Genomic DNA, 12731 nt, shown 5'->3' on the forward strand with positions numbered 1-12731 from the left:
GGTAAAGTCATGAGTGTTGAGCAGTTTGAGTCTATTTCGTTATATGTTCTGGTCACTGCGCTAATTCTTTATATGGGATATATTGTTTGGGACTTGGCTAAACGCTCAAATGCCGGTAAATTCGGTACATTTATCCTGTTCTTTGCGCTTGGTTTGGGGGTATTTGGTTTTGTTGCGAAAACAGTTATTGTTGAGATGATGAATCTCTAACGGTGCGATTGCCTCGGTACGTTAACCAATTTAAGTTTTTTGTACTGATACCTGCCGTCCCCAAATGGATTCAGCCACTTCAATAAAGGCTTTTGCAGCGTTGCTCATACTCTTTTTTCTGAAACTCACGGCGCCAAGATTTCTGGTCAATTCCGATTCGGTGCCGTAGCTATTCGAAAGATCGATCGGTAATACTTTCAGCTCTTCATCAATCATCGTGTTTGGCAGCACGCTCCAACCCATGCCTACTCCGGCCATCATCTTCATGGTTTCTAGATAGTTCGTTGGAATGCTCGCGTTTAGCATTAATTTCGATTGATGAAACATAGCTTCGACGACGCGGTAAGTGAGCGTGGATCGTGAGGGCAGAATTGCGTTGTGCTTTGCAAGGTCAGGGGGTGTTACGCTTGTTAAGCTGGCAAGCTCATGATGTTGGCTACAAATAAAGCTCATAGGGTCGCTCCAAGAAAGGTGACATATATAGTCGTCACTTAATTGGTCCGGGATGGTAATAAAAGCAATATCAGCCTGATTATCTCCTAATATTGGGTAGGCGCTTTCGGAATCAAGAAAGTTAAGCTTAAGGTCTACTTCTGGATAGCGCTTGCTAAATTCTTTCAAGATTAACGGAAGTCGGTGTAGGCCTATATGATGACTGGCCACAATTCTTAACGCGCCTTCTACATTGTGAGATAAATTCTTGATTGCATGCTTTGCGTTATCAATTTCATGCAGGATGGACAGAGCGTGTGGATACAGCGCTTCGCCAGCCTCGGTTAACAGGAGGTCGCGCTGCAAACGCTCAATGAGTTTGCACGAAAGTTGACGTTCTAGTCCCTGAATTCTCTTTGTGATGGCGGGCTGAGTAAGTGATAGACGTTCGGCTGCTTTAGAAAATGAGCGCTCTTTGTAAACTGTCACAAATGCTAATAAAGAATCTATATCCATTTTGTACCTTTCCTTAACAGGTATTCCAAATTGGAATCAATAATATAACAAATATGAATTTGTTTTATTTGATCTGGGATAATATTATTAGTGCACGCTTGATATCAAGTATCAGGCATCAAATTTTAGGCCTTAAGCAACACTGGAGTACGTTATGGCTGGTAGAACGCTATATGACAAATTGTGGGATTCCCACTTGGTTAAGCAGCGTGAAGATGGTTCTTCACTAATCTATATCGATAGACAACTTCTGCACGAAGTAACGTCACCGCAGGCTTTTGAAGGCTTACGTCTGGCTGGTCGTCCTTTATGGCGAACTGATGCTAATATCGCGACACCTGATCATAACGTCCCGACAACTGACAGAACTGGCGGAATTGAATCTATTACCGATGAAGTTTCACGTATCCAGGTACAAACCTTGGATGACAACTGCGAAGCTTTCGACGTGCTTGAATTCAAAATGTTAGACAAGCGCCAGGGCATTGTGCACGTAATAGGCCCAGAGCAGGGCGCTACCTTGCCGGGCATGACGGTTGTTTGTGGTGATTCCCATACCTCTACCCATGGCGCATTCGGTGCCTTGGCTCACGGTATTGGCACCTCTGAAGTTGAGCATGTTATGGCCTCCCAGACCCTTGTTCAGAAGAAGATGAAGAACATGCTTGTACGTGTGAACGGTTCAGTTGGCGAAGGTATCACAGGTAAAGATATCGTTTTGGCTATTATTGGCAAAATTGGTACGGCTGGCGGTACAGGTTGCGCAATTGAGTTTGCAGGTAAAGCAATTGAAGAGCTGTCTATGGAAGGGCGAATGACCGTGTGCAACATGGCTATCGAAGCTGGTGCACGTGTAGGTGTTATCGCAGTAGATCAAACGACCGTCGATTACGTAAAAGGCCGTTCATTCGCGCCAAAAGGCGAGATGTGGGACGCCGCAGTCGAAAACTGGAAAGACTTGCACAGTGATGACGATGCTGTCTTTGATCAGGTTGTCGAGCTAGAGGGCTCTGAAATCAAACCTCAAGTTACCTGGGGAACCTCTCCTGAAATGGTGCTTCCGGTAGATAACAATGTGCCTAACCCTGACAACGCTAGTGATGCAGTTGAGAAAGAGGGCATCGAGAAAGCGCTTAAGTACATGGGCTTGGAAGCAGATATGCCTATTACTGACATTAAGCTGGACAGAGTATTTATTGGTTCTTGTACTAACTCAAGAATTGAAGATATTAGAGCGGCAGCAGAAGTGGTCAAGGGGCGCAAGGTTGCAGACTCTTTAACGCAGGCGCTGATTGTTCCAGGCTCTGGCTTGGTCAAGGAGCAAGCTGAGCAAGAAGGGCTGGATAAGATTTTCTTAGAAGCCGGTTTTGAATGGCGTGAACCGGGTTGCTCAATGTGCTTGGCAATGAATGCAGACAAGTTGGGTGAAGGCGAGCATTGCGCTTCAACTTCAAACCGTAATTTCGAAGGTCGCCAAGGCTTTGGTGGTCGTACGCATTTGGTTAGCCCTGCCATGGCCGCTGCGGCTGCCATAGCCGGTCACTTTGTTGATGTACGTGAATTTATTAAGGGGTAAAAGCGATGAAAAAGTTTACACAAGTTAAAGGTATCGTTGCTCCGATTGATCGTGCCAATGTCGATACCGATATGATTATGCCAAAGCAGTTCCTTAAGTCGATCAAGCGCACGGGCTTTGGTATTAACTTATTTGATGAGTTGCGCTATTTGGATGAAGGCTATCCTGGGCAAGACTGTTCAAAGCGCCCATTGAATATGGACTTTTCGCTTAACCAGGCGCGCTATCAGGGGTCAAATATTCTTATTGCACGTCAAAACTTTGGTTGTGGTTCATCTCGTGAACATGCGCCTTGGGCGCTTGATGATTATGGCTTTCGTGCTGTTATCGCGCCGAGCTTTGCGGATATTTTCTTCAACAACTGCTTCAAGAACGGTATTTTACCGATCGTTCTGAGTGAAGAAGATGTTGACGTAATCTTCAACGAATTATTCGCAAACGAAGGTTATGAACTAAGTATTGATTTAGAGCAACAAACCGTGACTTCACCGAGTGGTAAAGTATACAGCTTCGAAGTCGATGACTTCCGTAAGCACTGTTTGTTAAACGGTTTGGATGATATTGGCGTAACGCTAGAAAACGTCGAAGCAATCAAGGCTTATGAAGAGAAAAGAAAAGCTGAAGCACCTTGGTTATTTGTAGATTTTGAGCGATAAAACAGACTTATTGGATTATTTAAAAGAGTTTTCAAGATGAAAAAATTAGGACTTGTTGGTTGGCGAGGCATGGTAGGCTCCGTGCTAATGCAGCGCATGAAAGAAGAAAACGACTTCTCATTGGTTGAGCCTATTTTCTTCACAACCTCACAGGCTGGCCAAGATGCGCCAGATGTTGGTCAAAGTGAGAAAAAGCTTAAGAGCGCAACCGACATTGCTGAATTATCAGCAATGGATGTCATCATTACTTGTCAGGGTGGTGATTATACCAAAGAGGTATTTCAGCCACTGAGAGACTCAGGCTGGGACGGCTACTGGATTGACGCAGCTTCTGCGCTTCGTATGGATGATCAAGCGATTATCGTGCTCGATCCTGTTAACCGTGACGTGATCGATAAAGGCCTGGCATCAGGCGTTAAGAACTACGTTGGCGGAAACTGTACGGTCAGCTTAATGCTGATTGCGCTAGGTGGTTTGTTTGCTGAAGACTTGATTGAGTGGGTTTCACCCATGACTTATCAAGCAGCTTCAGGTTCTGGTGCCAAGCATATGCGTGAACTAATCTCGCAGATGGGTGATATTCATAATACTGTAATTAATCCACTATCAGACCCTGCAAGCGCAATCCTTGATATCGACAAAGCGGTCGCTGAAAGGCTGCGTTCTGATGAGTTTCCAAAAGACCAATTCGGTGTGCCGCTTGCGGGTAGCCTGATTCCTTGGATCGATACCCAGCTACCTTCAGGGCAAAGCAGGGAGGAGTGGAAAGCTGGCGCCGAGACAAACAAAATACTAGGCATTGAAGACACACCGATCCCTATTGACGGCCTGTGCGTGCGTATTGGCGCAATGCGTTGTCATAGCCAGGCCTTAACGATCAAGCTGAAGAAAGATATTTCAGTGGAAGAGATTGAGCAAAAATTAGCGAAGGCGAACGACTGGGTTAAGGTTATTCCGAATGATCGTGAGCAAACGATTAATGAGCTTACACCTACTGAAGTAACTGGTACGCTAAGCATTCCTGTTGGTCGTATTCGTAAGCTTACAATGGGGCCGGAGTATATTTCAGCGTTTACTGTAGGTGATCAGCTACTATGGGGTGCTGCTGAACCTCTAAGAAGAATGTTACGCATCTTGTTAGAACAGTAGTTAGCTCTGATTGAGCCATATTTTCAGTTTTACATAAACAATATGGCTCAATTCTTCCTCCCTTCTTGTACTACCTCTCATACTTCACGTTTTTACCGCTCAAGTATCCATCAAATCATTTCAAGCTGGCGAAACCCACACATATAGTCTATTTCTTATTGTCTAGATTTCTTTACTCTCTTGATCTGACGAATAGGATATTCTCGATGAAATTTGAAAAATACTTAACTGTGCTAGCACGTAATGACGGTTCTGATTTGTATTTAAGTACCGGCGCGCCGCCTTGCGCAAAGTTTCACGGAAAGTTAAAACCGCTAGAGCAAGAGCCTTTACAGCCTGGGGTAATACAAGATATTGCATATAGCGTGATGGATAGCGAACAAACAAAGGAATTTGAGCAAGAGCTAGAAATGAACCTAGCCTATACAATTTCCGGTGTTGGTCGCTTCCGTATCAATATATTCAAACAGCGAAACGAGATTTCAATCGTTGCACGTAATATCGTCACAGAGATTCCAAAGGCTGATGACCTGGGTTTACCGCAAGTATTAAAAGAGGTCGTAATGGCTAAACGTGGCCTAGTGTTATTTGTTGGTGGTACAGGTTCGGGCAAATCTACCTCTCTCGCAGCACTCATAGATCACCGTAACTCGAACGCAGGTGGTCACATTATCACTATCGAGGACCCTGTAGAGTTCGTCCATAAACATAAGAAGAGTGTAATAAACCAACGTGAAGTCGGGGTTGATACCCGAAGCTATAGAGCCGCGCTTAAGAATACTCTGCGTCAGGCGCCGGATGTTATTCTAATTGGTGAGATCAGGGACAGAGAGACGATGGAGCACGCGCTAGCCTTTGCTGAAACTGGCCATCTCTGTATTTCTACGCTCCACGCTAACAACGCAAACCAGGCGCTCGACCGAATTATCAACTTCTTCCCTGAAGACCGACGTATTCAGCTACTCAATGATTTAGCACTGAATATGCGTGCATTTATTTCTCAACGTCTAATACCAACAGTAGATGGAAAGCGTGCGGCGGCCATTGAGATTCTCTTAGGAACGCCAACTATCAGCGAATTAATCTTGCGTGGAGAGATTGAAGGCATAAAGGAAATTATGGAAAAATCCCAAGGTTTAGGGATGCAAACATTCGATACCGCTTTATTCAATCTACACAAAGCAGGCAAAATATCTCTTGAAGAAGCTATTAAGAACGCTGACTCTGCTAATAACCTTCGCTTGAAGATCAAGCTAAATGACTCGAATGGTGGAGAAGGGGATTCAAGTGAACCGTCTAAAGACACCATGGTCACGTCCAGCGGTTTGGAATTAAGCCTTGAAGAAATTAAGAAGGACGAACCCGAGGATGATTTTCCTTCGCCTTCATTTTAATGGTCCGAACTCGGCCTATAGTTTTAAAATAGCGTTTAGGCCCAGCGTGACAGGGTTGCTTAGGCATGAATGTCCGCATTTAATACTCAGACAACTCTAATAGGGTGCGCCATGCGCACCGCTGAACCCTGTGGCTCAAACAAACATAAATTGAGGTAACCCCCTAACCAGTAAGCAGAGCCTTCCACGGCTCGCAAGCGGGCTAGCACGGAGCAGAGTCATACTGATGGTGGAACCTTCTGGCAGCGAAGGGCATAATCTTCGCCGGTGCGCGCGGCGCACCCTATCAAGATAGAGATTATTCAGCCAAACCTGCATGTGGTGGACTAACGAAAAGAACACAGAGTGCTACCTTTCTCGAAGCCTGCTATCTTCACCTTCCTGCCTCTGACATAAGCCCAAGTTTATACTAGCAGTCACGACATTGCGGACATGGATATGAGTGAATGTTACTCTGACCCCAATATTTATGACCCCAATATTTAGAATGATGTTTAGGCTATTTTTACCTGATTGAGCTCATCGCAAAGTAAAAGCCCAGGCACGTTTTTAGACGACATGGCGAAAGGGGCGGGTTATAGTTCCTACTCTCCTAAGTACATATCTGTAATAACTAATCTTTATTATTGCTGATGCTTCGTTTGATAGCTTTCCACACGGTTTCGGCCATTTCGTTTTGCAGAATAAAGCGCATTATCTGCATTTTCCAAGAGATGCTTAGCTGTATCTGTTTTTTCAGGTATCGTAGAATAAACACCGATACTTACGGTGACAGCTTGATCAAAACCCTCAGCTTCAATGACATACTGATCGATACGTTTTCGAATTCGCTCAGCGACAACGATTCCTCCCTCTAGCCCCGTTTGAGGTAACACGATGCAAAACTCTTCTCCGCCATATCGAGCGGCTAGGTCGGTAGGAAAGCGCAATTGTGTTGAGAGCTCAGAAGCAACGGCCTGTATGCAAATATCACCAACCAAATGGCCAAAGTTGTCGTTTACAGCTTTAAAATGATCGATATCAATGAGTAGTATTGAAACGGGGTGCTGGTATCGTCTTGCTCGGATGATCTCCTGATCGACATATTGATCAAGATAACGGCGATTCTTAATGCCGGTTAGTTGGTCAGTGTCGCTAAGCTCTTTTAGGCGTTGATTCGCTATTTCCAGCTCCTTGGTTCGTGCTGCGACATTTTCTTCTAATTCATCGTTCGCTTGTTTTTGAACTGCTAAAGCGTGCTCCTGAGCTTCAATCCTTCCAGAGCGTTCATGATTGATTCGCTGAGCAAGAGCAAAAGAAAGTAACATTGCTTCTAGCAAAGAACCGAGCTGAACTGATTGGTCAGTGATAATGTTTCTGGGAATGATTTGGAACTTACTGAGTGCTAATAAAATTCCACCGACTAACAGCCCTGTCCAGGATATGACATACAAACCAGCGGACTTTTGACCCACGTACCAAGCATATACGCCAACTGACAGTGCCCATAAGCAGCTAAAGGCAGCATAGGGTATAAGAAAAACAATTGAATAATTGTAGGGAAACCATAGGTAACAGAGCATAGCTGCCAAACAAATAGCCGACAAAACATTTGCCTGTAGGGACAGCTGGTTTTTTAGTTCGCTAAGTTTTAGGAAGTACTTAGCAAAAAGTACTGCGAAAAGTAGAACGCCATTCAGGAATATGAGCGTGGACGTATCGTTCCAGGAAGTGCTTTCCGGCCACAAATATTGAAAAGACCAACCGTTCAAACTGGCCAAGAACATTAACATGCTACAAATATAGCTGACATAAATTAGGTACACTTTGTCTCGAAGGGTCAGATATACCAAGAGGTTGTAGATGGCGATTACTAGTATGCCTCCCATATACACGCCATGAACGAGATTGGTTGCGCTATCTGCTTGTCGGTGAGCTTCAGGGCGCCATAACTTAATGGGGACTTGCAGTGAACTTGAGGATTTGGCTCTAACGTAAACCCTTATGTTTTGTGACGAAGGCAGGTCAAGGGGGAGTATAAATAAGCGGTGCTTAAGTGGGCGCTCCGAAAAACTAAGTTTGTCTCCCATAAAGTGTTTGTCGATTATTTGATTTTTTGCAACTAGATAGACATCTAGATAATCGAGAACAGGGTAATCAAATTCTAGGTAAAACTGGCTGTCGCTTCCAATATTTATTACGTCAAATTTAAGCCACCAGTCTGAATTACTATACCCCCGGTTAAATATTTGCTGGGTACTGGTTTGCCATCGGGGTTCGTTACTCAATATTGATTCGATAGTCTGCTCAGCGTTAGGTGCTTCTATGTACTGGATGCCTTGCCCAATAGGGGTATGTGAACTGGAAGTTGTTCCAACTTCAAAAGTAGCGTGAGATGCACTACATAAACCCAATAAAAAGAGAGTGGTGAGAAGTAACAGTACTGAATTTGATGGCAGGCACTTAGACATAAGATAAATATAGTCTGGGTGTCCATATTTAACAACCTGGATAGCTATTTTTTAATAGCGGATAATGCGTTTGTCGAACGAATTGATTATTTAATCTTCCTCTCACTGACTTATAAGTGACGATGGCAGGCTGTTAGATAAGTAGCGATTTTTACAGTTGATCGTTGCTTACTAGCACGATAAGGGAATAAATGAATACTGCATATAAATGATTGCCTCATTGCTTAAATAAGGCAATCAGTTCTATCAACTACATGTTATTTTGCTTCTTGAACTCTGTAATCAATTCAAGCGGCTTGTGCTTTTTGTTTGTCTTGTTTAGCACATAGACAACAGTCTCGCCTTTTGGTCCTGAACCGATTTCTGTGAAACGATAAGGTGCTTCGCCTACTTTTCGAACGCTATTCATATCTTCTAGTGTGCTGAAGACGTAGATTCGGCCTTCCATGCGCATTTCACCATAGAATGGCTGGGCTGGCGCTACAGTGCCTTCAATCAGATCAATACTTGGAATACCTGAACGCTTCTTCTTATCTTCGCCTGTCAAAGCAAACTTTAGGGTTTCGCCTTTAGGGCCTGCACCGATGCGTGCAACCATGTAAGCAGTATGCCCAGTCTTAAGGAAAGATTGGTATAAGGCTTTATCATAGAAAAAGTAAATACGGCCATCGTGGTGTACTTCATATAATGCCGGTACCTTTACTGACATCTTTGTTTGCGTTTGCATTGTTTCAGACGCTGAAGTAGCTTCTTTTGTATCCGTGCTTGCGCACGCAGCTACACCAAGAGCCATAACCGTTGATAAGCCAAGTATACGTAGTTTCTGTGCGATCATTGCTTGATTCCCGTTTTGTGTGTGATACGACCAATACAGGATATTAAGTTTTTATGACAGGAATGTTACAGGAAATGGGAAACCCTAATCATTGCTTGTTTTACGCCACCAGTTCTCAACACCAAGCTTATAGGGCGGCTGAGTGCTTGGACGAGCAAATCGATCCCAATAGGCAAGACGGTGGTAGTTTAGGTGCCAGTTTGGAATGCTATAGTGTCTCCATAAGAGTACTCGGTCTAGCGCATTCATTGCGACTATCAGTTCTGCGCGGGTCCTGGCTCGCAATACATGGCCAAGCAGGTCGTCAACGACAGGGTCATTGATACCCGCATAATTTTGGCTGCCCTCGATATTAACCGTATCGGAATGAAAGTAGTCTCGTTGCTCGTAACTGGGGGCCTGACCCTGAGACAAAGAAACAGTCGTCATATCGTAATCAAATTGATCTAACCGTACTTTGTATTGAGCTGTATCGATTAGCCGTGGCTCTGCAGTAATACCGATTTTTTGTAAGTTCTTCACAAAAGGTAGAATAACGCGCTGGATTCCAGCCTGACGAATGAGTATTTCGAAGCTAAATACTTTTCCGCTGTTTGCATGCCTTAATTCACCATCCTTTAAAATCCAGCCAGCTTGTTTTAAAAGATTGAGTGCTCTGCGTTGTACTGTACGAATATTTCCATTGCCTTTAGTTTTGGGTAGGGAAAAGGCAGACTCAAATAGGGAAACAGGCAAATTTTTCTTATGAGGCAATAGTAGTTCAAGCTCCTCTTCACTAGGGAGGCCAGTAGCTTTGAATGCTGAATTAGGGTAGTAGCTTTGGTTTCGCTTATAAGCGCCATTAAAAAGGGCTTTGTTCGTCCACTCAAAGTCAAACATTAAGCTCAGTGCTTCTCTGACTTTTGGATCGGAAAATATCTTACGGCGGTTGTTAAAGAAAAAAGCCTGAGTGGTGCTGGGAATATCATGTTTAATTTCCGCTTTAATGACCTTACCTTCATTCAAGGCAGGGAAGTCGTAGGCCTTAGCCCAGTTTTTTGCGGTATAGTCGAAAAACAGATCAAAGCTATCAGACTTAAAGCCCTCAAATGCCACTGACTGATCGCGGTAAAAATCTATCACTACGGTATCGAAATTATATCTACCTTTATAGATATTTAATTCACCCTTAGGCAACTTAGTAAACCAAGCGTCTTTTACACGCTCTAACTTGATTGACTGGCCAACCTTTACGTCACCGACTCTATAAGGCCCGCTTAACAGTGGAATGGTTTGGGAGCTGCGTTCGAAATCTTTATCCACCCAGAAGTGCGCGGGTAATATCGGCATTTCGCCAAATCGTAAGATATTTGCAGCTTGGTCGGCCTGATCGAACTCAACGCGCACTGTATCGGCGTCAATCGCTTTGACTTTGGTAACGGCGCGAAGGCTTTGTTTGAAACGCGGGTGCCCGATTTCTGTAAGGGTAGTATATGAAAACACAACATCTTCAGCGTCGACCGGGTGCCCGTCATGGAAGTGTGCTTCTGGCTGGATATCAAACTCGACCCAAGCATAATTCTGGGGGTAACGGATTTTAGCGGCCAACAGGGCATAGGCACTTTGTGGTTCATCGCCTGATGGTGAGTAGCTTCCGGTTCCTGCTAATAAAGTTTCATTTAGCTCTGTAAACCCATACATAAACATTCCCGGAGAATTGAAGGGGCTGGTTCCTTTTAAAATGTAAGGGTTTAGAGAATCAAAAGAACCGAAACCCATTAGACGCAGGTTCCCACCTTTGGCGGCGTTAGGATTGACATGGTCAAAATGAGAAAAGTCCTGCGGGTATTTAAGGTCGCCGTACAAAGCAAAGCCATGTGACTCGGTAATAATTTCGGCAGCAAGCGCCTTACCAGTAAAAAAGTGTAAAAACGCTATGATTAAAATAGTCTTATATTGAGGCGTAGAAAGCACGGTTAAAGCCTTAATGAAGAAACGATAAATTAACCTATTCCTATAAAAGAAATAGGCGCGCAGGCATAAGAGTTTATCTAAGGGAAAGGGCTTACAACAGTAGTAAGCTAATTTTTTTGTACTTACTTAAGAAAGAAGCTCAATAATACTCGAGAAGTCTTTTAATCCATCGCCTGAAGCTTGTTTTTTTTGATACATTTCATAGGCTGCATTACCGAGTGGCGTGTTACTTCCAGTACTTTGTGCGTTTAAGGCCGCCAAACCAAGATCTTTTGTCATTAGGTCGACCATAAAACCAGGCTGATAGTTATTCGATGCAGGGCTGGTCTCCATGACGCCAGGATAAGGGTTATACTTTTCTAAACTCCAGTTCTTTCCTGAGCTTGCGAGCATTATTTCAGAAAGTACTTTAGCATCCAAACCGTTATTTTCACCTAATTTCAATGCTTCACTAGTGCCAATCATATGAATAGCAAGGAGCATGTTATTACACATTTTAGCGACTTGCCCGGCTCCGTCAGTCCCTGCCAAAAATATATTGCTCCCCATGGCGCTAAGAACAGGTTTTGCTTTATCAAAATTGGTTTCTGAACCTCCACACATAAATGTCAGTGTTCCTGCGGCGGCGGCTGCGACGCCACCTGAAACAGGAGCATCAAGCATTGAAATACCTTTATCTTTTGCTGCGTTATGTACGCTAATAGCAGACTCCGCTTCGATCGTTGAGCAATCAATCACTAAGGTTTCTTTATCAATGATTGATAATAGCTTTTCGCCTTCAAGATAAAGCCCTAACACATGCCTACCTGCAGGCAGCATGGATATAAGGATAGTAGCGTCTTTGCACGCTTGTGATGCCGAGCTTGCGACATGCGCACCGAGTTGCTTCATCTCTTCTAGTGGAGTCTTGGCTAAATCATATACCCGCAGGTTGTAACCCGCTTTTACAAGATTTTTTGCCATGGGAAGTCCCATGTTCCCCAGACCTATAAACGCGATCGTTGTCATTATTATTTTCCCAATCTTGGAAGGGGCAGAATAGCCCCCTTTGTTATTTATAAGAAGCTTTGCTTAAGCCAGTAGCCCATCTAAAGGGTTTTTATCCCAAGGCCTACTAAATAAAGACTCAATAACGGAACTTGGGATATGGGTATAGTGCGCGTATTCCCACTTAGGTGTTTTGTCTTTATCTATTAATAGCGCACGAACGCCCTCCGCAAAATCGGGATGACGGATCATGTTGGTCGCTAAAACCAGCTCGCTTGTAAAAGCGTTTTGTAAATCAGTATAACGATGGCGTTTTAACTGCTCATAAATCGCAACAAGAGATAACGGGGAGCCAGCAAGTAAAGTTTGCTTAGATTTGTTGAGAAAAGTGTTACTTTCATCAAAAGCTACGATTGCATCCGTAATTGAACATAAAGAGTTATGCTGGCACGCCTGCTCAAGCACTTGTAGGTTTAGCTTTATTTGCGAACTTTGAAGTTGTTTGCTTGTAAGCTCTAGTGCCTTTATAGCTTCTGTTACCAAGAGGTGGTTGTTATCATTTTCTTCTGAAAA

Annotated in this window: 11 protein-coding genes; 5 read left to right on the forward strand and 6 right to left on the reverse strand. The window is 43.9% G+C overall.

What is annotated here, in order from left to right; translation table 11 throughout:
- A partial coding sequence (locus A3757_RS17770) for a DUF2788 domain-containing protein (RefSeq protein WP_369819567.1) occupies positions 1-210 on the forward strand: 210 nt, incomplete at its 5' end.
- A 30-nt stretch (positions 211-240) separates the two neighbouring features.
- On the opposite strand, the gene A3757_RS17775 is transcribed toward A3757_RS17770, so the two are convergent.
- A complete protein-coding gene (locus tag A3757_RS17775; protein ID WP_068553407.1) occupies positions 241-1158 on the reverse strand; it encodes a LysR family transcriptional regulator in 918 nt (305 codons plus the stop codon).
- A 154-nt stretch (positions 1159-1312) separates the two neighbouring features.
- On the opposite strand from A3757_RS17775, the gene leuC reads away from it, so the two are divergent.
- The 4 genes from leuC to A3757_RS17795 all read left to right on the forward strand — a co-directional run bounded on the left by leuC (position 1313) and on the right by A3757_RS17795 (position 5933).
- Positions 1313-2734: a 3-isopropylmalate dehydratase large subunit gene (gene leuC, locus A3757_RS17780; RefSeq protein ID WP_068553408.1), complete on the forward strand. Its 1422-nt coding sequence runs from the start codon at positions 1313-1315 to the stop codon at positions 2732-2734.
- 5 nt (positions 2735-2739) lie between these two features.
- Complete coding sequence (gene leuD / locus A3757_RS17785) at positions 2740-3390, forward strand: 3-isopropylmalate dehydratase small subunit (protein WP_068510291.1); 651 nt, start codon at positions 2740-2742, stop codon at positions 3388-3390.
- Between the two features lie 36 nt (positions 3391-3426).
- A complete protein-coding gene (gene asd, locus A3757_RS17790; RefSeq protein WP_068510289.1) occupies positions 3427-4539 on the forward strand; it encodes an aspartate-semialdehyde dehydrogenase in 1113 nt (370 codons plus the stop codon).
- Positions 4540-4745: 206 nt separating this feature from the next.
- Entirely contained in the window at positions 4746-5933 is a 1188-nt protein-coding gene (locus tag A3757_RS17795) for a PilT/PilU family type 4a pilus ATPase (RefSeq protein WP_068553502.1), read from the forward strand.
- Between the two features lie 623 nt (positions 5934-6556).
- On the opposite strand, the gene A3757_RS17800 is transcribed toward A3757_RS17795, so the two are convergent.
- The 5 genes from A3757_RS17800 to A3757_RS17820 all read right to left on the reverse strand — a co-directional run.
- A complete protein-coding gene (locus tag A3757_RS17800) occupies positions 6557-8383 on the reverse strand; it encodes a diguanylate cyclase (RefSeq protein ID WP_068553501.1) in 1827 nt (608 codons plus the stop codon).
- A gap of 250 nt (positions 8384-8633) precedes the next feature.
- Positions 8634-9218: a hypothetical protein gene (locus A3757_RS17805; protein ID WP_068510282.1), complete on the reverse strand. Its 585-nt coding sequence runs from the start codon at positions 9216-9218 to the stop codon at positions 8634-8636.
- An 84-nt stretch (positions 9219-9302) separates the two neighbouring features.
- Complete coding sequence (locus A3757_RS17810; RefSeq protein ID WP_197470110.1) at positions 9303-11171, reverse strand: extracellular solute-binding protein; 1869 nt, start codon at positions 11169-11171, stop codon at positions 9303-9305.
- A 126-nt stretch (positions 11172-11297) separates the two neighbouring features.
- Positions 11298-12179 carry a 3-hydroxyisobutyrate dehydrogenase gene (gene mmsB / locus A3757_RS17815; RefSeq protein ID WP_068553566.1) on the reverse strand — a complete coding sequence of 294 codons (882 nt, stop codon included), beginning with the start codon at positions 12177-12179 and terminating at the stop codon, positions 11298-11300.
- 63 nt (positions 12180-12242) lie between these two features.
- A partial coding sequence (locus A3757_RS17820) for an enoyl-CoA hydratase/isomerase family protein (protein ID WP_197470111.1) occupies positions 12243-12731 on the reverse strand: 489 nt, incomplete at its 5' end.

This window comes from Oleiphilus sp. HI0117 (assembly GCF_001635235.1).